Source organism: Candidatus Acidiferrales bacterium, assembly GCA_036514995.1.
Lineage (GTDB): Bacteria > Acidobacteriota > Terriglobia > Acidiferrales > DATBWB01 > DATBWB01.
On record DATBWB010000001.1, the window covers coordinates 1 to 20,809 of the forward strand.

Annotated in this window: 20 protein-coding genes; 5 read left to right on the forward strand and 15 right to left on the reverse strand. The window is 60.6% G+C overall.

What is annotated here, in order from left to right; all coding sequences use genetic code 11:
- Nucleotides 1–294: 294 nt before the first annotated feature.
- Genes VIH17_00005 through VIH17_00030 form a run of 6 tightly spaced genes read right to left on the reverse strand, consistent with a single transcriptional unit; the run spans nt 295 to nt 6,825 of the window.
- Complete coding sequence (locus tag VIH17_00005; protein HEY4681613.1) at nt 295–849, reverse strand: archaemetzincin family Zn-dependent metalloprotease; 555 nt, start codon at nt 847–849, stop codon at nt 295–297.
- Nucleotides 846–2,213: a sigma-54 dependent transcriptional regulator gene (locus VIH17_00010; GenBank protein HEY4681614.1), complete on the reverse strand. Its 1,368-nt coding sequence runs from the start codon at nt 2,211–2,213 to the stop codon at nt 846–848. Before VIH17_00010 ends, VIH17_00005 begins: the two co-directional genes overlap by 4 nt.
- A 21-nt stretch (nt 2,214–2,234) precedes the next feature.
- Entirely contained in the window at nt 2,235–3,920 is a 1,686-nt protein-coding gene (locus VIH17_00015) for an ATP-binding protein (GenBank protein ID HEY4681615.1), read from the reverse strand.
- Entirely contained in the window at nt 3,917–5,095 is a 1,179-nt protein-coding gene (gene hybB, locus VIH17_00020; protein HEY4681616.1) for a Ni/Fe-hydrogenase cytochrome b subunit, read from the reverse strand. Before hybB ends, VIH17_00015 begins: the two co-directional genes overlap by 4 nt.
- Before the next feature lie 53 nt (nt 5,096–5,148).
- The gene (locus VIH17_00025) at nt 5,149–5,970 is read right to left on the reverse strand and encodes a 4Fe-4S dicluster domain-containing protein (protein ID HEY4681617.1); all 822 of its coding nucleotides are present in this window, start codon (nt 5,968–5,970) and stop codon (nt 5,149–5,151) included.
- A gap of 24 nt (nt 5,971–5,994) precedes the next feature.
- Entirely contained in the window at nt 5,995–6,825 is an 831-nt protein-coding gene (locus tag VIH17_00030; protein HEY4681618.1) for a glycine cleavage system protein H, read from the reverse strand.
- Nucleotides 6,826–7,625: 800 nt separating this feature from the next.
- On the opposite strand from VIH17_00030, the gene VIH17_00035 reads away from it, so the two are divergent.
- The 5 genes from VIH17_00035 to VIH17_00055 all read left to right on the forward strand — a co-directional run bounded on the left by VIH17_00035 (nt 7,626) and on the right by VIH17_00055 (nt 12,880).
- Nucleotides 7,626–8,975: a cyclic 2,3-diphosphoglycerate synthase gene (locus VIH17_00035; GenBank protein HEY4681619.1), complete on the forward strand. Its 1,350-nt coding sequence runs from the start codon at nt 7,626–7,628 to the stop codon at nt 8,973–8,975.
- Nucleotides 8,972–10,018: an ornithine carbamoyltransferase gene (gene argF / locus VIH17_00040; protein ID HEY4681620.1), complete on the forward strand. Its 1,047-nt coding sequence runs from the start codon at nt 8,972–8,974 to the stop codon at nt 10,016–10,018. The genes VIH17_00035 and argF overlap by 4 nt, the downstream gene beginning before the upstream one ends.
- The gene (gene arcC, locus VIH17_00045) at nt 10,015–11,016 is read left to right on the forward strand and encodes a carbamate kinase (protein HEY4681621.1); all 1,002 of its coding nucleotides are present in this window, start codon (nt 10,015–10,017) and stop codon (nt 11,014–11,016) included. The genes argF and arcC overlap by 4 nt, the downstream gene beginning before the upstream one ends.
- A 321-nt stretch (nt 11,017–11,337) precedes the next feature.
- Nucleotides 11,338–11,709, forward strand: a complete 372-nt coding sequence (locus VIH17_00050) for a cytochrome c3 family protein (protein ID HEY4681622.1) — start codon at nt 11,338–11,340, stop codon at nt 11,707–11,709.
- Between the two features lie 190 nt (nt 11,710–11,899).
- Entirely contained in the window at nt 11,900–12,880 is a 981-nt protein-coding gene (locus VIH17_00055; GenBank protein ID HEY4681623.1) for an alpha/beta fold hydrolase, read from the forward strand.
- A gap of 195 nt (nt 12,881–13,075) precedes the next feature.
- Here VIH17_00055 and aroF read toward each other — a convergent pair whose 3' ends face one another.
- The 9 genes from aroF to VIH17_00100 form a co-directional block, all read right to left on the reverse strand.
- Nucleotides 13,076–14,095 carry a 3-deoxy-7-phosphoheptulonate synthase gene (aroF, locus tag VIH17_00060; GenBank protein HEY4681624.1) on the reverse strand — a complete coding sequence of 340 codons (1,020 nt, stop codon included), beginning with the start codon at nt 14,093–14,095 and terminating at the stop codon, nt 13,076–13,078.
- A 26-nt stretch (nt 14,096–14,121) separates the two neighbouring features.
- A complete protein-coding gene (pheA, locus tag VIH17_00065) occupies nt 14,122–14,988 on the reverse strand; it encodes a prephenate dehydratase (GenBank protein HEY4681625.1) in 867 nt (288 codons plus the stop codon).
- Nucleotides 14,985–15,284 carry a chorismate mutase gene (locus tag VIH17_00070; GenBank protein HEY4681626.1) on the reverse strand — a complete coding sequence of 100 codons (300 nt, stop codon included), beginning with the start codon at nt 15,282–15,284 and terminating at the stop codon, nt 14,985–14,987. The genes pheA and VIH17_00070 overlap by 4 nt, the downstream gene beginning before the upstream one ends.
- Before the next feature lie 405 nt (nt 15,285–15,689).
- Entirely contained in the window at nt 15,690–16,799 is a 1,110-nt protein-coding gene (locus VIH17_00075; GenBank protein ID HEY4681627.1) for an MBL fold metallo-hydrolase, read from the reverse strand.
- A gap of 87 nt (nt 16,800–16,886) precedes the next feature.
- Entirely contained in the window at nt 16,887–17,639 is a 753-nt protein-coding gene (locus VIH17_00080; protein ID HEY4681628.1) for an NmrA family NAD(P)-binding protein, read from the reverse strand.
- A 110-nt stretch (nt 17,640–17,749) separates the two neighbouring features.
- Nucleotides 17,750–18,088, reverse strand: coding sequence for a hypothetical protein (locus tag VIH17_00085; protein ID HEY4681629.1), 339 nt, complete (start codon nt 18,086–18,088; stop codon nt 17,750–17,752).
- Between the two features lie 131 nt (nt 18,089–18,219).
- Nucleotides 18,220–18,693 (reverse strand): nuclear transport factor 2 family protein, encoded by a 474-nt coding sequence (locus VIH17_00090; protein ID HEY4681630.1) that lies wholly within the window; start codon nt 18,691–18,693, stop codon nt 18,220–18,222.
- Between the two features lie 226 nt (nt 18,694–18,919).
- A complete protein-coding gene (locus tag VIH17_00095; GenBank protein ID HEY4681631.1) occupies nt 18,920–19,690 on the reverse strand; it encodes a hypothetical protein in 771 nt (256 codons plus the stop codon).
- A gap of 613 nt (nt 19,691–20,303) precedes the next feature.
- The coding region (locus tag VIH17_00100; protein ID HEY4681632.1) for a GGDEF domain-containing protein at nt 20,304–20,809 on the reverse strand (506 nt) is incomplete at its 5' end.

The window sequence follows — 20,809 nt, forward strand, 5'->3', positions numbered from 1 at the left end:
CATAGATTTGCTCGGGGAATAACCTGCGCCATTATAGTCCTTAACGTCAGCACCAGATGGAGATTCCGTCAGGGTTCCGTTAAGCTTGCCGCCGGCTTTCTGGTCAGTGAAATCGCACTCCAGCGGTTCACGGGTCTCTACCAATTGAAATCCTTTGGGGCGGGTCAAACGAAAGTCTTTCTCCCTCGGTCTTCCAATCAGTTGCAGAGCTTCCTTGGCACACCCTTTGGTACAGCGGGGCATTGACCAGCAGCAATGCACATGCGGTCGGGTAGTAATCGCAGGAGTCCGGCCTCAGCTGGTCGCCTGACTCTGGCCCAGCCTCAGTTGGGCCCGGCAAGAACGGCAAAACCGGCCTGGTTTGACGTCCACCGCTTCGACGGTATGGGAGGTGTGCATGACGCATTGCCAACTCTGGCAGTGGGTCAAGCCAAAGGTGTGGCCCAGCTCGTGGAGGATCTCCTTGAGCAGGCGTTCGCGAAGAAGCTTCTCATCGGCCGGCAGGCCGTACACTTCCTGCTTGAGCCGATAGAAAGAGACGATGGCACAGGGATTGTTCACCTGCGCCTCGCCGAAGACAAAAGTCAGGACGGGAATGAACAGGTCAAGGTCGGTCACGCCGACCACGCGGAGGGCATCCTGGGGGAGGTCCGAGCTGAGGCGCTTCAAAATTTCGGTGGAATGATATTGGCCGCGCAAGGGGTTAAAGGCAAAGGAAGGGTTAACCCATTCCTGGCCAACCTTGGATGGCAGCCCCAGCAGGACGCCGGCGCGCTCCGCCAGCAACTCCAGCAGCGCCGCCGTGGTGCTGGAGGGCGCACCCACGCCGACGAAATGGAGCGCCTTCATGGCTCTTCTGGCTTCTTCCAGCCGTATTTCTTGAGTTTGTTGTAAAGGGTGACGCGATCAATCCCCAAAACGCGGGCGGCATGGGTCTGGTTCCAATTAAACTCCTCGAGCACTTTGCGGATGTGCGCCTGTTCGAGCTCTTCCAGCGTCCGCGGCACCTGGTTCGGGGCGCGACTGACCTGGAAGGGAAAGTCGGCGGCCTGAATCTCCGGTTCGCGGCCAATCACCATCGCCCGCTCGATGGCGTTTTCAAGCTCCCGCACGTTGCCGGGCCAGGGGTAAGCCAGCAGCAGGTCCATCGCTTCCTTGGACACGCCGGTGAAGCGCTTGTTCATGGCCCCGGAAAATTTCTGGAGAAAATGCTCCACCAGAAGCGGGATATCCTCGGTCCGTTCCCGGAGCGGAGGCAAATCAATGCGGAAGACGTTCACCCGATAGAAAAGGTCGGGCCGAAACGTTCCCTCCCCCACCAGCTTATCGAGATCCTTGTTGGTGGCGACGATGCAGCGGAAGTCCACTTTGATGGTCAGGTTCCCGCCCACGCGAGTGATTTCTTTTTCCTGGAGGACGCGCAAGAGGTCGGTTTGGGTTTTCAGGCTGATGTCGCTGATCTCATCCAGGAATACCGTGCCGCCGTCGGCCACCTCAAATTTTCCCTTCTTGCGGTATTGCGCCCCGGTGAAGGCCCCTTTTTCGTGGCCGAACAATTCTGATTCGAGCAGCGTTTCGGTGAGCGCCCCGCAGTGGATGGTAACCATCGGCATATAGCGCCGGGGGCTGCCGTCGTGGATGGCTCGCGCCACCAGCTCCTTGCCTGTCCCGCTCTCCCCGTGGATCAGCACGGTGGCGTCGGTTGGCGCCACCGTGTGAATCAAATCAAAAACGTGCTGCATTGCCGGACTCTTCCCCACAATGTCGGCCGGCTGAACGATCTCTTCAATCTTCTCGCGCAGGCGAATGTTTTCCATCTTGACGCGCCGTTGCTCAAGCCCGTTGCGCACCACCGTGGCCAGGTCGTCCGGGTCGAAGGGCTTCATGATGTAGTCAAACGCGCCCGCTTTGAGGGCTTGGACAGCGGTTTCCACCGAAGCGTAGCCGGTCATGATGATGACGACAATGTTGGGATCAATTTCGTGGATTTTGCGCTGAAGTTCGAGCCCGTCCATCCCGGGCATCTTGATATCCACCAGCACCACATCACACGATCGCTCCTGGATTTTGAGCAGCGCCTCGCGGCCCGAGGCAGCGCTTTCCGTCGCATACCCTTCCTCGTGAAACCATTTGGAGAGCGAATCGCGCACGATCAACTCGTCGTCCACCACCAGAATGTTGCCGGTTGCCGTTCTTGCCGTTTCCGATGCCATGACTTGGCTACCTCCCGTAACTCAACCCAAAACCACCCGGCCGGCAGTGAGGTCGGCCGCGACTTGCCCGGGTTCAGCTCTCTCGAAGGCTCCCGCAGGTGGAGAGAGCGGGAGCGTGACGGTAAAGGTTGAGCCGCGGCCTTCTTTGCTGGTCACGTCAATCGTTCCCCCATGCTGTTGGACAATGCCGAGGGCCGTGGCCAAGCCGAGCCCCACCCCGCGGCCTTCTTCCTTGGTGGTGTAAAACGGTTCAAAAAGATGGGGGAGCACGGCGGGCGATATCCCCGCGCCGTTGTCGTTGACCGCGATGACGATCTTGGTCGGGTCGCCACTCGGCCTCGACTCGACCAGGAGCGTGCCCCCGTGGGACATCGCCTCCACCGCGTTCATCAAGAGCGCCAGCACCACCTGCTGGATCAGACTGGAATCGCAAACCACTGCCGGCAGCGACGCCTCCAGCCGCTTTCCCAGGTTGATATTTTCCAGTTCCAATTGGTGTTGGATGAGCAGCAAGCAGCGCTCGATCAGCGCATTGACGTCGGCCGGCTGGAATTTCGCGGGGGATTGCCGGGCGAAGGCGAGCAGGTTGCGCACGATGTTTCCGCAATTCATGCTCTCGGTTTCGATCAACTCGAGTTGCGAGCGGATCTCGGCGATTTTCGCCTCGTCCAGGTCCTGCTTGCCAAGCTGCCGCGAGGCGAGCTTGGAGTAGGTGAGGATGCCGGTCATCGGGTTATTGATCTGGTGGGCGACCACCGCTGCCAGCCGGCCGATGGACGCCATTTTTTCCAGGCGGATCGACTGCTGGTGGGCCTGGTCGAGTTCGGCGGTCTTCTCCTCCACCCGCTGCTCCAGCGTCTGGGCCCAGCGCACCAGCTCGTCATGGGCGCGTTGCAGTTCCCGCGTCATGCGGTTGAAGGATTCAGCCAGATTCCCGATTTCATCGTTCGCGCCAATGGGAATCGAATAGTTCCAATCTCCCCGGCCGACGCGCTCGGTGCCCACCACCAGTTCCTTCACCGGCCGGCGGACCACCAGCCAGACAAAGAGGGCGCTGATGAGGGAGATGCAGAGCACCGCCACCACGGTCGAGGCCAACAACTGCCGGCTGCCCTGGGCAATCTCTTGATCCACCCGCGCGAGCGACAGGTTCGTATCCAGCACACCCAGAATGTGCTGCGAGGCCGGGTGCGCGTGGCAGGCAGCGTTGGAACAATCCGGCGCGTTCTCGATGGGGTTGATGAGCCCCAGGACGCGACCGTTGACGGGGGTCGGGTAAATGCGAAAGCGGTCGGGCCGATCGAGCCGGGTGAGTGGCTGCGCCTCGGCGTGGCAGCGGTAGCAGGCCTCGGCCGCCTTGTCCACCGTCGTTCCGATCTCGGCCCGGTCGGTCGAAAAGATGATGTCGCCCTTTTCGTTGAAGATGCGAATCTTGCTGATGCCCGGCTCGGCTCCGATGGTGTTGAGGGTGTGGTAGAGGGCTTCCCGGTCGTTGCGCAGCATGTGGTAGCGGGTGCTGCGCTTGATGAGGTCGCTGATGCGGTCGGCGCTGGCGAACACATTTTCCTCAAGATGCCGGCGGTGCACCCGCATGGCCATCCAACCCTGGATCCCGAAGATCACCACCATGGAGCCGATCAGGCACACAATGAGCTTGGTGCTCAACCGCAGCGAGAGAAACTGCCGCCCGATTGTCTTCCAGCTCATTGGCTGACAGCCGGCGCCCTCTCTTTGTGCGCCGCTTCCTCCTCCACAAAGATCGGCAAATACTTCGCCGCTGCGGCAAAGATGGCGAACCCGAGGGAAACGATAAAGAGCGTCAGCGTGAGCTCCATCCAGGTCGGGAAATATTGCTTGCCCAGGCCGCGCTCCATCCCGGTAATGGCCACATTCAGCCGGTTGGCGACGAAGCCGAAAATCACCATGACGGCGCAGGCATAGAGACCCTTCAGATTGCGCCGGATGCGCCCCCACGACAGCAGCATGACCGGCAAGAGGATGCCCAGCGCCGCCTCCAACCAGAACAGGTAGGTCTCCGTCCGCGGCATCCAAAGATATTTCCAGGCGCCCCGATCGAGAATATCTTCCACCCGAAGCACCCCATAGACGCTCAGCACCACCACCATCACCCGCGCCAGGCCGGTGAGCAGTTCCCGCTCGAGCTGCTTTCTGAAGGCGCGCGAGCTGAGAAATGATTCAAAGATCGTCATGGCCAGCCCCACCCCGATCGCCGAGATGAAAAAGAAAACGGGAAGCAGCGGCGAATACCACAGCGGATAAAGTTTTTCCGGAACGATCAGGTAAAGGCTGCCGAGCGAAGACTGGTGCAGGATCGAGAGAATCACTCCGGCCACGACCAGCGGCGGAGTGATTTTGTGATGCCACGTGACCGCCCGAATCCAACCCAGCCGCTCCAGCACCACCGGTAGAAATTCCAGCGCCAAAACGGCCGTGTAGAGCATCACGCACCAGGCCACCTCGAACATCACCGAACGCGGGTTCCACATGATGAGCGGATGCCAGATGTTCCACGGCTTGCCCAGGTCATACAGCAAGGCGAAGATCACCAGCAGGTAGCCTAGGAATGCGGTCAGGATGGTGGGCCGCAAGATCGGCCGGTATTTTTCAAGGTTGAAAACATAAACGGTGGCGGCAAGGGTGAAACCGCCCGCCGCCAGGCCCACGCCGCAGAGCACGTCAAAGCCGATCCAAAGCCCCCACGGAAATTCATCGGAAAGAGCGGTGGTGGCGCCCAGACCGCCGGTGAAACGCCGAAAGGTTATATAAAGGCCGGCCATCAACAGCACCACAAAGATGCCGAGCCAGAAACCTAACCGCGGAAGCTTCTTTGGCCTGGCAAGCGTCAGATTCGTTCCCAACATTCTTGTCTTCCTCCATCCCGTTCCCCATCCCCCATGTTCGAGACGGGGAGGGCTCAGGCGGGGCCGCCCGGTTTCCTTACGCCGGCTGATGCGGCCTGGCGCTCGGCCCCTTCCGCCTTGGCAACTTCCTCTCGACGATGGGTAATCCACCAGATGCCGCCCAGCATCACCCCGCCAAGAACGACGATGTCCGGGATCTTGGAGAGCACCCGGAAGGTGAGCAAAGGCAGCGGTTCGCGCGGCAGATCGACGCGCATGCCGAGTTGCTCAAAGGGCACGTCGGAGAGGAAGAGCATCGACGTGCCGCCCGCCTCCTCGACACCATAAACATGGTTCACATATCCGTTCGGGTTTTCCCGGATGCGCGCCTGAGCCTCCGCGATCAGCACGTCGCGGTCGCCAAAGGTGGTCGCGCCCACCGGACACGCTTCCGAGCAGGCGGTTGGCTTGCCCTGCTCCACACGGTCGGCGCAAAAGGTGCATTTGCGGACCCGGGGCGTAACCCGGTTCCACTCGTAACGCGGGATATGAAAGGGACAGGCCATCATGCAGTAACGGCAGCCCATGCATTTGTCCTCGTCATAGACCACCGGACCGGCCTCGAGCTTGGTAAAGGCGCCGACCGGACAGACGGAAGCGCACGTGGGTTCATTGCAGTGGCGGCAGAAATTACGGACAAAGCGACCGGAACGCTCCTGCACCACGTTGTAGGTGGTGGCGGAGAGTTCGCGCTCGCCCCGATTTGATCGGGGCTCGCCCGAAGCTGCGCCGTCATCCATCGGCAGGCCGTTTTTCTCTTTGCAAGCGGTTTCGCAAGCGCGGCAGCCGATGCATCGAGTGATGTCCACCAGGAGTGCTTTCTTTGTCTGTGCCATAGCTACACTCGCATCCTTCTCGGATCAGGACAGGAAAAATTCCTTCGTCACTTCGCTCCAGCTCTGGCCGTCCAGGTGAGCCGATACGTCGGACACCGGCAAACCGCCGTCCTGGGCCACCGCCCCGGCCAATTGGGGAACCATGCCCCTCAGCCGCTCTGCCGCCTCTTGCATCCAGCGTACGGCAAGCCGGCCGGTCAGCAGGTTCTTCAGGTTGGTCTCGATCTGCGGTGCCTTGACGGCAAGCAACCAGCCTTTGCCGTAGGGGTCGCGGCGGATGACTTCCGGGTTCTCGACTGCCTCTCGATTGATCGCGATGATCTCGCCCTCGATCGGCGACAACATCTCCGCCGTCTTCCCTCCATGGGTGAGCGTGAGAATTTTCTGCCCTTGCCGAATCCATCGGTTGAGTTGCGGCAAGCGGATGCTTTCCAACTTGCCCAGCAAGCGAACGGCAAAGTCGTCGAGCCCCACCCGGGCCAGATTCCGTCCTTCATCCATGACCCAGGTATGGCCGGGATGGTAGGCCAGTTCGGGCCGTAGGACGTAGCCGCCTACCAGGGATGCATCAAAAGCCGGAATCGCCACCGGCCGGCGCTCGGGCGCAACCACCGCCACCTCGCCGCGATGACGCAGATAATCAATGACAATGAAAATCAAGAACATTGCAAGTACCAGCAGCACTACCATCGTCGTTCTCCTTTCTCCTTCGGGGCGTTTCCCCACTTCGGAGAAAGGCACGACCGCTGCCATATGCTGTAGCGCCGCTGATGTTTTGAAATCAAAAGGGTTACCGAGTTGCCTGAGCACACCTACCAGCTCGAGCGACGTCTTGACCGTTGCAATCCTCAACATGATCCCGACCCATTTCCTTCAAAAACGCCGGACTTATGTCTAGCCTCAACAGTTTCCGGGGTGCAGCGAATCTCAATAGCAACTGTTGCGGAATTGGACGACACCGGAACGGGGAACCATGGCGTTTCTCGCTGGCAATGCTCCGCGACCAACTCCTGAATTGACCAAGCTGCCTGTCTCATGTTGTTCGTCGGGCACGGCAAGAAAATCTGGAACCTGGATGAGTGACCCCATCCTGTGGCAGCTCGGAAGAGGTGGAGGGCTGCTGCCTCAAAATTAGACAGCACGCCCTCCGCCAGGCGGACCTGCGTTTCTTGATCACGACTCCCGATTGAAATTTCCCCGTCAGTTAATTGATAATACAAGACTTATCTTGATGGACCCGGGAAGAGGGGAAGGCCCGGAAGCGGGCAGCTCTTAGGGGCATGTGCCTAAGAGGGACAAGTTGTCCCGAAACATCTGGCTGCAAGCAAGCCTGTTGACAACCACAACAATCTTCACCCAAACCTGGACGGAAGCCGCAAAACTTGAGGGAAACGATGGCGGAGGGCAGCGTTGTGGCCTCTCTCCACAGCGTATCCACCAACCCGCGACACGAAGTCTTTGGTCGCGCCCCCCCATGCACTGTTCTCGACAGGTTGTCCTTTGCGGTTTCACTGCGGACACGGAAACCTTTTGTTTCCTGATGGTTCTGGTTCCCAAGCTATGGCCGGCGGCGTGCGCCAGAGCACTTGCAGAAGAGGTATCGGCCGGGGCAGAATAGGTGGCTTTGCCAACCAGCCGGGGAGCTAAACCATCTTATGCGACGAAAGGTTCTGATTCTTGGAGCAGCCGGCAGGGACTTCCACAACTTCAACGTCCTCTTCCGGCAGAATTCTGAAACCGAGGTGGTTGCTTTCACCGCCACCCAGATTCCGAACATCGAAGGCCGGCTCTATCCGCCGGAGCTGGCCGGGCCGAACTATCCCGAAGGCATTCCCATCTACTCCGAGGACGATCTGGAAAAGACGATCCGCGACAAGCAAATCGATACGGCGGTTTTCAGCTACAGCGACATCTCCCACGTGGAGCTGATGCACAAGGCCTCGCGCGTGGTTGCGGCCGGGGCCAGTTTTGAATTGCTGCCCACCAGCCGGACGATGCTCGCGGCCAAGGTGCCGGTGGTTTCCATTTGCGCGGTGCGCACGGGCTGCGGCAAGAGCCCCGTCTCCCGCCGCGTCGCGCAAGTGCTCCACGAGTTGGGTTGGAAGTTCGTCGTCGTCCGGCATCCCATGCCCTATGGCAATTTACTGGAGCAGCGAGTGCAGCGGTTTGCCGCCTACGAAGACCTCGACCGCTACGATTGCACCATCGAGGAGCGCGAAGAATACGAGCCGCACCTTTCTCGAGGCACAATCGTCTATGCCGGCGTGGACTATGAGGCGATTCTCCGCCAGGCTGAACAGGAATGCGACCTCGTTGTGTGGGACGGCGGAAACAACGACACACCGTTTTTCAGGTCGGATTTGGAAATCGTGGTTGCCGACGCGCAACGCCCCGGGCATGAGATCACCTACTTTCCCGGCGAGGTGAACCTGCTTCGGGCCCATGTCATCGTCCTGAACAAAATGGACGGAGCCGATCCCAAGGCGGTGCAGACGGTCCGGAAAAATATTGCCTCGCGGAACCCCGCGGCGACCGTGATTGACGCTGATTTGCCGGTCTTCGTCAAGGAGCCCGAGCTAATTGCCGGGAAGCGCGTTCTGGTGATCGAAGACGGGCCGACGCTCACCCACGGCGGGATGTCAACAGGCGCGGGAATGGTCGCGGCGAAAAAGTTTGGCGCCCTCGAGATTGTGGATCCGCGGCCGTACGCCGTGGGAAGCATTGCCACCACCTACAAGAAGTACCCGCATATCGGCCCGCTCATCCCCGCCATGGGCTATGGCAAAAAGCAGATGCGAGAACTGGAGCAGACGATCAGCAAGACGCCGTGCGACCTTGTGCTCGTGGCCACCCCGATTGACCTGGTCAACCTCCTGAAGCTCAAGAAACCGGGACTGCGGGTCACTTACGAACTCGAGGAGTTCACCCATCCCAACCTGAAGGAGATCCTCGAAGCCTTTACCCTGCGCCATCGCCCGGTCGCGCCGCGCGGAGGTGCGCGGTGAGGCAACCCGTCGCCAGGAGCGCTTCCCGGGCAAAGTTCCGGTTAAAGCCGGCCCGCGGGCGAGCCAAGCGCGACCTGGTTTCCATACACGACCTTAGCGTGAAAGAAGTTCAGGGCCTCTTCTCCCTCGCCCGGGCTATCAAGGCTAAACCCCAAGCCTTTCGCCTGGCCTGTCAGGGCCGCACCCTGGCCATGATCTTCGAAAAGCAATCGCTCCGGACACGGGTGACGTTCGAGGTGGGCATGCAGCAGCTTGGCGGCTATGCCGTCTATCTGGCGCCGGGCGACATCAGCCTGGGCAAGCGGGAATCCGTGGCCGACGTGGCGCGAAATCTTTCGCGCTGGGTGGACGCCATCATGATCCGCACCTTTGGCCATGCCATCGTCACTGCCCTGGCAGCGGAAGCGACGGTGCCGGTCATCAACGGCCTGTCCGATCTGCTCCATCCCTGCCAGGCGCTTGGCGATTTCCTGACCTTGCTCGAGCACAAGGGAGATCTGCGGAGGATTCGCCTGGCCTATGTGGGCGACGGCAACAACGTGGCCCATTCCCTCGCCTTTGCCGCTGCCAAGGTGGGCGCGACCTGCATCCTGGGGACACCGCGCGATTACTCGCCCAAACCGGAGATCCTGGCCGCCGCGCGAGAAGATGCGCTAGAAACCGGCGCGCAGATCGTCCTGGTGCACAGCGCCGAGGAAGCCGTTGGCGGCGCCGATGCCGTCTATACGGATGTTTGGGCAAGCATGGGACAGGAGAGTGAAGCCGAAATGCGCCGGGGAATCTTCCGGCCATTTCAGGTAAACAGAGCGCTCATGCGTCTGGCCAAACCCGATGCCGTGTTCCTGCATTGTCTTCCCGCTCACCGCAACGAAGAGGTGACCGACGAGGTGATCGATTCGAAGGAATCCGTAGTCTATGACCAGGCCGAAAACCGGCTGCACATCCAGAAGGCCATCCTGGTGGCGCTCCTGGGCGCCGTCGCTCGGGGGGGCAGACCGGGAGCCAGCCCCGAATCCATCGGGGCCCGAAGAGGCAATTCTTGAAGCGCACGGCAGTTATCGCGATTGGCGGAAACTCCTTGACCCTTCCCGGTCAAGCGGGCACGGTGGAAGAGCAGCGAGAGAACGTGCGGCAAACCTGCGAATCGGTGGCCGATATCTTGGCTGCCGGCTACCACGTGGTCATCACCCACGGCAACGGTCCGCAGGTGGGCGCGGCCTTGCTCAAATCGGAACTGGCTTCGAGAGAGGTCCCGCCCGTCACGCTCGATGTTTGCGACGCTGAGACGCAAGCCACCATCGGCTACATGATTCAACAAACGCTTGGCGGCGTGCTCGAAGCGCGCCGCATGCCCCGCCCGGTCGCCACCGTGATTACCCAGGTCGTCGTGGATCCCAAAGATCCGGCATTCCAGACGCCCACCAAGCCCATCGGCCCCTTTTTGGGCCGCGGAGAAGCTGAGCAGCACCGACTGGATCGGGGCTGGAGCGTTGTGGAAGACGCGGGTCGCGGTTGGCGGCGGGTGGTGGCGTCGCCCCAACCGCTTGAGATCGTGGAACTGGATGCCATTCGGCGCTGCTTGATCAACGGCGTCGCCGTCATTGCGGTGGGTGGCGGCGGCATCCCCGTCGTCCGCGGGGAACACGGGCTCCGCGGCATCGAGGCGGTGATTGACAAGGACCGGGCCTCCGGGCTGCTGGCGGCGCACCTGCGCGCTGATTTGCTGATGATTTCCACCAGCATCGATCGCCTGGCCATCCACTTTGGGAAACCAAATCAACAATTCCTGAGTGAGCTGACGCTGGACGACGCCCGGCGCTATCTGGCCGAAGGTCACTTTCCGGCTGGCAGCATGGGACCGAAGATCGAAGCAGCGATTTTCTATCTCGAGCGCGGAGGCAAACAGGTGATCATCACCTCGCCGGATCATCTCCAGCACGCACTCGAAGGCAAGGCCGGCACCTCGATCCGGCCAACCCCGCGGGGCTCCCGCGGCATCCCCAAAGCAGAGCCGGTCGCCAAACCGAGGGCTTTGGGCTAGCGCCGTTCCAACTATTCGGTGCTGGATATCTGAAGAGCCCATGGGAAACAGATAGCTCGGTGCACAGCTCGTTTGTTTTTGTTTTGCAGAAATAGTTGGAACGGTACTAGAATGAGTTTCCACCCGGCCAGAGGAGGCCCCGCCGGGTGGGGATCAAGTCAGGTCAGCCGCAAAAGGGTCGGGCTTCCAATCCCGTTCCAGTTTGCTGGAACGGGAGCAAACGGTCGGCTGCAGTCGGGAGAAGGCGCCAGCAGCCACCGCGCCCGCCGCTGGGGACTCGCCGCTCGAGCCGTCCCAAGATCAAGCGAAAGGACAAACACGATGAAGCTCGTAGGACGCATCGGATTGGTTCTGGTGGCCGTGGCGGTAGTCATCGCGATCAGCCGGGCACAGACGGCCCCGCCGAAAGACGTGATGGAGTTCAAATCCACGCTCGGCACCGTGACCTTCCAGCACAAGGTTCATATCGAGCAGCACAAAATTGCTTGCCTGAAATGTCACCACACCTTTAAGGCGGGCGAACCGGTGATTGCCTGCAGTAGCTGTCACACCAAGGTGGCAAGCGGAAAACAACTCTCGCTCAAAGATGCCGTGCACAAGACCTGCGGCGATTGCCACAAGGCGATGATGGCAGAGGGCAAGAAGCCACCGTCACCGACGAAGTGCATGGATTGCCATAAGAAAGCGGCCTAGCGCCGTTCCAACTTAATAAGCGAATGCACTCCTTCCCAACTTGTTCGAACGGGGGCGGAACGGGAGTCGCTGGAAATGGCCCAAAATAGTTGGAACGGCAACCGTGCCCTACGGGAGACGACCCGCGTCGTCCCCCACCCCTTTATCGTGAGCCCCCGCCGAACCATACTCCTACCGGAGGACTACCACCATGAACCGCTTGCTCGCGACTTCCCTTGTCGCTTTGATTTGTTTCCCCGCAAGTTTGACGGCGCAGGCAGATGACCCCGGCCAGCGGCTCGAGCGCCCGGAGCGCGAGGCGCAATCGCTGCGGTTTGCCGTCGAGGCCTCCGAACAGCGCAGCCTCGAATTGACGTTTCTCATGGAAGCGCAGGGCATCGCCCGCTATGAGAAGATTCGCTACACCAGCTCGGCCGACGGCCGCATCATCCCGGCACACCTCTGGACGCCGCTCAACACTGCCGGGCGCAAGCTGCCGGCGCTCGTCTGGATTCACGGCGGCGTGCACAGCCACCTTAGCTCTTATTACTGGAGGCTGATCCGCGACATGCTCGAGGAGGGCTACATTGTCCTGGCGCCCGAGTACCGCGGCAGCACCCACCACGGCGCCGAGCACTACCACGCCATCGACTACGGCGGGATGGAGGTCGAGGACTGCACGAGCGGGCGCGACTGGCTGGCCGAGATGCACCCCAACGCGGACGCGAACCGCATCGGGATTCTCGGCTGGTCACACGGCGGCTTCATCACCATGCACGCCCTCTACCGCGCCCCGGAGAAATTCAAGGTGGGTGTGAACGTCGTCGGCGTCTCCGACCTGGTCGAGCGGATGGGTTATGCGACGGAAAACTACCGGCGCACCTTTGCCGAGCAGAAAGGCTTCGGCGGCTACCCCCACGAGAAACTTGACCGCTACATCGAGCGCTCGCCCGCTCACCAGGCCCAACGGCTGCAGACCCCGCTGCTCATCCACGCCGCAACCAACGACGATGACGTCCGCATCATCGAAATCACTCACCTGATCGACGCCCTCAAGGCCTCGGGCAAGAAGTTCGAATACGAGATCTATCCGGCCCCGCCGGGTGGTCATTCCTTCAACCGCATTAATACCAAGACCGCTGCCGAGAGCTGGCAGAAGATCAAGGCGTTCCTGGCGCGGTACCTCAAATAGCAGATGCTTGCGACGGCCGCGCGCAGCGTGTAGCAGAGAGCCGCCGTCAGGGCATGGCTTTAGCCATGCCGTACCATGCCGAAAAGAAAAAAGAGAAGCGGCTTCAGCCGCTGCGGGCGTGGGATAAATCCCACAGGGCTTGAAACTCGCGCTGGGCGATGGCGGGACAGGCAAATCGGGTTCAGCCGCTGTCGCCTATGCAATGTACCGGCCAACAGCCGGGGCAATGACGCGGAGCTCAGCCATCAGTTGCGAGAACTGATCCAGGTAGAGTGACTGCGCACCGTCTGACAACGCCTGCTCAGGGTCGTGGTGCACCTCGATGAGCAGGCCATCGGCGCCAGCGGCAACCGCCGCGCGTGCCATGGGCGGGACTTTGTCGCGCCAGCCAGTGCCGTGCGAGGGGTCGGCAAGGATGGGCAGGTGCGAAAGCTTCTTGATGACGGGAATGGCGGCAAGATCGAGGGTGTTGCGGGTGGAGGTCTCAAACGTGCGGATGCCCCGCTCGCACAGGATGACGTTGTAGTTCCCGCCGGCCATGATGTATTCAGCGCTCAGTAACAGCTCCTCGACCGTGGCCGACATCCCACGCTTGAGCAGCACCGGCTTACTCACTCCTCCCAGCGCCCGCAGCAGGTGGTAGTTCTGCATATTGCGCGCGCCCACTTGGAAAACGTCCACGTGGGGCAGCATCAAGGCGATCTGCGAAGGGTCCAGCACCTCGCTCACTACCAGCAGGCCGTTTTTGTCGGCGGCTTCGCGAAGGAGCTTCAGCCCCTGCTCCCCCATTCCCTGAAAGGTGTAAGGCGAGGTGCGTGGCTTGAACGCGCCGCCGCGCAGGAGCCTGGCGCCGAGCCGGGCCACGTCCTGGGCGATCCTGTGAATCTGCTCGGCCGATTCCACCGCGCATGGCCCGGCAGCGACCACGACCTCTTGTGCACCAATGCGCACGCCACCCGGAAGCTCGACGACGGTGCCATCGGGGCGGAACGGGCGGCTGGCCAGCTTGTACGGCTGGGTAATCGGCACTACCTCGCGCACTCCATCGAGCAACGCAATGTCCCGCCAGTCCGCGTCACACCGCACGCCCACCGCGCCCAGGACAGTATGGGTGGCCCCGGTCGAGCGGTGCACGTCGAATCCCATCGCGACCAGCCGATCCATGACGCACTGGATCTGTTCTTCGGTAGAGCCTGCCTGCATCACGACGACCATGGATTTCTCCTTACCCCAAGTTTCCTCTACGGATTGCGTTCGGCATCTTTCGCGACGGCCAGTGCCGCAACGTAACAACCAAGGAGGCGTACTTCCACGGCACGATCCTGTAATTCTGCCAGTGCGGCGGCGACCTCCGGGTCGCTTGTTGAAGCGCAAAGGTCCAGGTAGAAACGGTATTGCCACGGACGCCCCTTGACCGGTCGGCTTTCGATTTTGAGCAGGTTGATATCGCGCCGGGCAAATGGCTCCAAGGCGCGATAGAGCGAGCCGGGCCGGTGAGCCAACTGCACGACCAACGAAAGCTTATTCGCGTTTTCGGACAAGCTTGGCGATGGTGCGAGAAGGAGAAACCGCGTGTAGTTCTCGCTGTCGTCCTCCAAGTTTTCTCGCAGAATGGATCCGCCGTAGATTTCCGCCGCGCGCTTTCCGGCGATGGCCGCGCGCCTCGGATCCTCGCGCCGAACCACCTCGCGGACGCTTCCGGCGGTGTCTTCGCTCGCCATCCGTTTGATCCAGGGGTGATCGTTGAAGAAACGTTCGCACTGAGCGAGCGCGACGGGATGCGATTCGACAACCTCGATACCCTCGAAAGATGCTCCCGGAGGACCGATCAGGTGATGCGTGATCGGAATGATGACTTCGGCAGCGATGCGTAGGGTGCTTTCAAGGAGCAGATCGTATGACCTGTGCACGGAGCCGACCAGGCTGTTCTCAATGGGCGCGAGGCTGTAGTCGGCAACGCCTTCGTCCACCGCCCCGAACAGGGCCTCAAACGTGGGTCGCGGCACAAGCTGGATTTTCTCGCCGAGCAGTTTGACGGCCGCCTCCTCGCTGAAGGCTCCGCGCTCCCCTTGGAAAGCCACGCGGAGAGCATGTTCTCCACTGCTCATGGCAAGTCACCTGTCGGCTGCGTGTTGGCTGTCTTAACGGCACGGATGGCAATGCGCCGTGATTCGCGAATGATCGCCCGGAAGAGCTTCACCACGGCCTGGTCCTCCAGCGGGCCGCGGTTTGCCCGGCACGCGCGCGACAGCACATCACGTTCGCGGTTGGGATCGCCCATCGGTAGTTCCGCCGCCTGCTTCAATTTGGCCACCTCAACGGCCATCTGCACCCGGCGGTTCAACAGGCGTAGCACTTCGTTGTCGATCGCATCGATCTCCGCCCGCCAGTCTTCAATCGTCATGGGGCCAAGTCCTCCTATTACGCCGCGGAATTGCTCGCACAAAAAAATGGCCGCAAACCCCTTTGGGAGGTTCGCGGCCGGTTCTTCGAAACTTTCTGCGGCGTCTAGCTTCTAGGTCTTAAGCGATGCACGCACGCTTCGCCGGTCCGCTTCCCCCCAAAGGAGAAGCGGTACGTAAAGGCGAAGTATCGAAATCGCTCCTGCATCGCGTGACTCGAGTGAATCTCCGTTTGTGACTGGCTTCCGCCTTGCCGAAATCAGGCGCACTATACGTGAGAGTCTCAAAACCTGTCAAGACCCTGCTCGACTCAAAGCTCCGGTTCGGGCCACCCTTGAGGCAATGAGCTCTACTGGGTGACTGTCTGTGGAAGCAGCTCCACTCGCAGCCTGGTGGTAATCCGGCGCTCAGGACTTGCCGGCCTTGAGCTCCTCGTAGAATTTGGCGATGGCGCTGCCAATCGTGAACGACCACGCGAAAATCGGGAAGCCCTGGAAACGCTCGGGCACAACGTAGCGCTTCTGGGCTTCTTCGACCGGCACGCCCGCTTTGTACATCTTGCCGGCGTGCTCGGCCAAATCATCAATGACGGCGCGCTCGTTCGCGACGCCTTCCTGGCCGCAGAGCTGGCCGTGGCCGGGGACAAAGAGCGTATCCTTGCCAAAGGCAGCGAATTTTGCGAGTGTAGCCCGCCACGCGCTCAGGTCGGCATCGAAAGTGACCGGATACCAGCCGTTGAACAAGAGGTCGCCCGTAAAAACAATGTTCTGTTCCGGCACGCGGATGACGACGTCGGTGGGCGTATGTCCCGGGTAAGTTTCGATTACGGCCTTGACGCCGCCGAGGTCGAGCATCAAAGGCAGTTTGGCCGGGTCGAGCGGCTGGCTGGGCAAAGCGACGATAGTGGAATCGATGGTGGCGAAGATGAGCTTGTAGGCATTGAGGTCGCCTTGAGCGCGTTGGCGCTCGGATTCGTCGGCGGCGTCGCGCAGGCGCTTTTCAAGTGGCTCGAGCAGCGGGGTCTTGTCCTGCCCTTGCAGGTTGGCGTAGCGCTCCACCATCAACGGAGCGGTCTTGGAGTGGGCCAGAACAGGAATGCCCTGCGCGCCGTAATACGCGTTCCCCAGCGAATGGTCGAAATGGTAGTGGGTATCCACGGCAGCCCGCACCGGAACCTGGCTCACCAGGCGCAGCGCTTCGAGCTCGAAAGCAGCGCCGGCGGGCGCACGATGACCCTCGATGAGCAAAGCGGCGTCGCTGCCGACAATGAAGCCGCCGTTCGAGAGGGTCTCGATGCCTTTGGAAAAATCGGAAATGGTGGCATAGACGCCCTGGCCGATCTTGCGCACCGCGGCAAAACCCTTGTCAAGGAGCGGTGTCTCAGCCACGCGCGGGTCTTGCGCGATGGGTTCAGCCAGCGCAGGCAGCGGAAAATACTTGCCAAGCGCCAGAGCAGCGCCCAGGCAGGAAGTCGAGGTCAAGAATCCCCGTCGGGTGAGTGAATGGATCTGGTTCATACCCCCTCCTCGCTGGAAAAAGCAGAAAAGAGAAAATGGAAAATAGAAAATAGGGAATGCTCTTTTCTAATTTCTATTTTCTGGTTTCTATGTTTGGAACGTTCGAGCGTAGTCAGCGACCGAGTGCCGGCGGATTCCGTACCGCTCGGCATTGGCGCGGCTCTCAGGAATGACGTCTCCTTTGGCATAGCCGAGCATGAGAGCCGCAAAGGTCTTTTGCAGGGGATCGGAGGAACGGTGCTGCTCTTCGAGCGCCGCGATGGGAACCGAGTCAAGAGTGAATTTCTTCTGGAGGGTTTCTTCGAATAGACGCACCGCGTCGCGTTGCGCAAGCGCCTCCGGCCCGCCCATTTCGATCACTTCCCGGCCAGCTGCACTCTTTGTCGCCGCCGCTACGGCGAATTCGACCACGTCCAATGCCGAGATGTAGTTGACTTTTGCCTCGCCCGAGCCGTAGATGCGCGCCGACGCCTTTGCCGGGTCAAAGCCCAAGGCGGGGCTGAGCCACACCTCCATGAAGTAGGAGGGGCGCAGGATTACGGCTTCGATGGAGCCTGCCAGGAGCCGGTTTTCGCAATCGCGCTTCGCCGTCTCGAGTGGCGACTCGAGCCGGATGTTTCCGGAATAGGATGTATAGATGAACTTCTTCGCGCCCGCTCGCTCAGCGGCACCGATCAAGGCCAGCACCCCTTCGCGGTCAACGCGCCGCAAGCCGTCCTCGCGCCCGTGCGGCATCGAGGTCGCCGTGCACAGGACGGTTTCGATTCCCCGGCACGCCGGCGCAAAGCTGATGAGCGCAACCGAAAGAACAAGCATTCCTGCCACGGGAAGCCGGCGCATAGGACACCTCCACCCGAATCCCCAAGAAACCGAGCGGGGTCGCCGGGGGCCGCTGTCAGCAAATCCCCAGCCGTCTTCCGTCTGCTCGCCAATCAGCCTGTACTCGCGTACTAAGGACGGGCAGTGGCTTTCGCTCCCTTGACCTCGACCATGACCAAATGCACGCTACCCGCCAGCACTTCGGCCGAATGCTCCACGCCGTCCGACCAAACAGCCTCGCCGGGCCGCACGTCCACCACGCTCGTTTTCCCATTCGGAAAGGTAAACTTTATCCGGGCCGGGCTGAGAACTACAAGCACGTGCGCTGGGTGGGAATGCATGGGGACCTTGCCGCCCGAACCGGCTCGGATCTCCACAACCCGGACGTTGGCATTGTCCAGAACGACATGGTGCGTGTCCGGGGACACCTCCGTAGCATCCTTCGCTTTCTGAGCTACGGCGGTGGCCAAGCCAACGCTCATACACAAAGCTAGCAAGAACCATACCCTCTTACGCATTTTGTCCTCCGGTTTCGTCTTCCTGACCCAAACTACAGAGGTCACGGAAGGCGATCTAGAACATTCGATTTCAAATCACAGATCTAATCTTTGGATGTCTGCCCACCGTGGTCGCCGATCATCACCCACTTCTCCCCTTGTTTCATCAGGATGTCGGTCCAGCGACCCGAGCGGGCTTTCTGTTTGCCCTCGGCGTCCTTCACCGTTTCGGCATAGTGGTAATGCACAAAGGCGATGTTGCCGTAGATTTGAATGGCAACGGGCTTGATTTCATGGACGAGCGTCTTTTCTGTTTTCATCCCGTGGCCGATCCATTTTCTGGCCGAAGCCTTGTCGCCTGGAAGCGCATTCTGGTAGCTCCAGCCGCGATAGTCCGAGTGGAAGTAGCCCATGAATCCTTCCAAGTCTCCCTGCGTGGCAAGCTCCCAATAAGCTTCAACATTTTTCCAAACCTCTTTTTGGGCGGCGGACCACTCCTGGGCAAACAATGGTGCCGAGGCAAGACTGGTAACGCAAAACACTGCCAGCACAACCAGAGTTTTGGTTGACCGTTTCATGGTAGTTTGCTCCTTGTGTAACACGGCTCTTCCGTGTCAGCAGAATTTCCAATTGGAACCGTGAACTTTCGACAAAGGGCACTCCCGGACTCGCTTTCGGTCGTCGAGGTTTCCGCGGACTACCCCCTCCGCGGCTTTTTTCCGAAGCGTCCAGGATTACCCCTGTATTTTGTCAGCCCACTAGCTCGACTTCGCTCGGGGCAAAGTCGCGTCTTGCAAAGGAACTCTACTTGTGCGCGTAATTCGTGACGCGCCCGAAGAAGTCCCAGTGTGCCCCGGCGACGGTCACTTCGGCGAAGGCATCGCTGATGGCGCGGTTCTCCTCCGAGCTGCGCTTCTCGCCGAGAGCGACAAAGGCCGCCCGGACTTTGTCCACGGCCTCGGCGTTGGGAGCCACGTACACGATAAAGCGCCAGCCGGGGTCCTCGGTATGCACATGTTCGACCTCGACCACGTATCTCGAGATCGTCCCGTTGGCCAGCAACTCGTCATAGGTGGGCTTGGCATATTTTTCCCAAAGCTCACGCCACTCCCGGCCTTTGCCGGGCTGTACCTTCGTGGTGCCGGCCCAGACGTAGCCGCTGGTGGGGCCGGCGGAGCGAGCCTTGTAAATGAGCGACCGTTGCAGGCGGTCACGGTGCCTGGCACCGAGGGCAGCCGGGTTCGGAGGGAGCTTCAGGAGCTCACCCAGAGCGCGTTCGACCGCTGCGATGCTGGTTGTCTCCCAAAAGTTTCCGTGTGTGTATCCTTCCTCCGTGTGGACAACGGAAGCAAAGCTCCCATACCCGATAATCGTGCCGTCGGCCTGCAGGCGGTCCAGTACCGGACGAGCGTTCTTTTCCCAGAACGCCGTGAACTCAGCCCATTGGGCGCGCGGGACGTTCCACAAAGCGACAAAGGTGTATACCGGCGGCTCCGGCTGCTGCGCCGTGGCAACCAACGGAACCAGGAGTCCTACCAACAGCACTGCCAAGACCAGATAGATTCGCTTAGACATTCTTACCTCCATTAGACATTCGTTTGGACATTCTTGCCTCCCCTAGGGAAGGCGAGAGCCCTCCGGGTCGGGATTCCCAATTTCACTGATTGGAGTTTCGCGAACCCTACTCCAAGAACGCGGGTTTGTCAATTGTGAATTCCTCCTGGAATAGGAAAGGTACATCGTATCCCCCCTGTGCGGTTGAAGTGTGTGAATGAGAAGAGGATGCAGGAGTTGGCTGCCTTGCTGGGGGGAAAGCAAGGCAGCCGCCAAAAACGTCTAGAATGGGCGGGCCATGCAGAGCCTGCCCTGAGTCCGCCGCGGCGGATCGAAGGGAGCAGAGTCGAGGGAAATCCCGACAGGCGGTTTAGGAAACGTATTTGATCGGTTTAGCTAGAAGTTGTTGCATGACCTCTGCAACTGGCTGATTCTGCCTGGGCGCGGATGCTGTAGTAGTTGTAGCCTGGGTCTTCAGACCCGGGCTCTTTTCCGCCTGCCTGCCGCAGGCAGGCCAAAACCCAGGAAAAGCCCTGCCTTTCAAAGAGGCAGGCTACAGGATGGCACTTCACAGTGCATCTGGCACAGCCGAAAATCGGGTTATGAAACAGGATCTAACGTGTTGGAAGGAAGGTCACTGGGTGGCCAGAGGTGCGGAGGCGCTCTCCTTAGAGGCCTTCTCGTAAAGCTGAAGCGTTTGGTCAGCCCGGGCGAGCAATTCGCCGGGAGACTGACCCGCCTGGCAATCGAGCCAGGCAGCCGACCATGCGAGGGTAACCCCGGTCCCGCCGCAGTTGATTTCCACCGTACCGAGTCGGTCAAGAACTCTTTTGGCAGCTCCCACACTGCAATCAGGAAGCGCCAACAAGAATTCATCGGCTCCCAGGCGTGCGGCGAGATCACATCCTCGACTTGCTTTCCTCAGGCGCCGCGCAAACTCCCACAAAGCCAGGTCGGCGCAAGATTTGCCATATTGTTCGTTGATTTGGTCAACGTCGTCCAAAGCAAGAACGAGCAGTGTGAGAGGCTTGTCCTCCCGTGTCGCGCTGGCGATCTCTTTCGTCAGCCACTGCTCGGCGAAGCTTCGGGTGCAAAGGCCGGTGACCGGATCGACCGCGGAAGGGTCGTAGCTTTCGACTG

What these genes read in the sequence shown, in the direction of transcription:
- VIH17_00010 (HEY4681614.1), bottom strand. Translation starts at nt 2,213, where the DNA reads ATGGCATCGGAAACGGCAAGAACGGCAACCGGCAACATTCTGGTGGTG.
- hybB (HEY4681616.1), bottom strand. Translation starts at nt 5,095, where the DNA reads ATGTTGGGAACGAATCTGACGCTTGCCAGGCCAAAGAAGCTTCCGCGG.
- VIH17_00090 (HEY4681630.1), bottom strand. Translation starts at nt 18,693, where the DNA reads ATGAAACGGTCAACCAAAACTCTGGTTGTGCTGGCAGTGTTTTGCGTT.
- VIH17_00080 (HEY4681628.1), bottom strand. Translation starts at nt 17,639, where the DNA reads ATGCGCCGGCTTCCCGTGGCAGGAATGCTTGTTCTTTCGGTTGCGCTC.
- VIH17_00095 (HEY4681631.1), bottom strand. Translation starts at nt 19,690, where the DNA reads ATGTCTAAGCGAATCTATCTGGTCTTGGCAGTGCTGTTGGTAGGACTC.
- VIH17_00005 (HEY4681613.1), bottom strand. Translation starts at nt 849, where the DNA reads ATGAAGGCGCTCCATTTCGTCGGCGTGGGTGCGCCCTCCAGCACCACG.
- VIH17_00035 (HEY4681619.1), top strand. Translation starts at nt 7,626, where the DNA reads ATGCGACGAAAGGTTCTGATTCTTGGAGCAGCCGGCAGGGACTTCCAC.
- VIH17_00015 (HEY4681615.1), bottom strand. Translation starts at nt 3,920, where the DNA reads ATGAGCTGGAAGACAATCGGGCGGCAGTTTCTCTCGCTGCGGTTGAGC.
- VIH17_00025 (HEY4681617.1), bottom strand. Translation starts at nt 5,970, where the DNA reads ATGGCACAGACAAAGAAAGCACTCCTGGTGGACATCACTCGATGCATC.
- VIH17_00030 (HEY4681618.1), bottom strand. Translation starts at nt 6,825, where the DNA reads ATGTTGAGGATTGCAACGGTCAAGACGTCGCTCGAGCTGGTAGGTGTG.
- VIH17_00070 (HEY4681626.1), bottom strand. Translation starts at nt 15,284, where the DNA reads ATGACGATTGAAGACTGGCGGGCGGAGATCGATGCGATCGACAACGAA.
- VIH17_00075 (HEY4681627.1), bottom strand. Translation starts at nt 16,799, where the DNA reads ATGAACCAGATCCATTCACTCACCCGACGGGGATTCTTGACCTCGACT.
- VIH17_00050 (HEY4681622.1), top strand. Translation starts at nt 11,338, where the DNA reads ATGAAGCTCGTAGGACGCATCGGATTGGTTCTGGTGGCCGTGGCGGTA.
- pheA (HEY4681625.1), bottom strand. Translation starts at nt 14,988, where the DNA reads ATGAGCAGTGGAGAACATGCTCTCCGCGTGGCTTTCCAAGGGGAGCGC.
- aroF (HEY4681624.1), bottom strand. Translation starts at nt 14,095, where the DNA reads ATGGTCGTCGTGATGCAGGCAGGCTCTACCGAAGAACAGATCCAGTGC.
- VIH17_00055 (HEY4681623.1), top strand. Translation starts at nt 11,900, where the DNA reads ATGAACCGCTTGCTCGCGACTTCCCTTGTCGCTTTGATTTGTTTCCCC.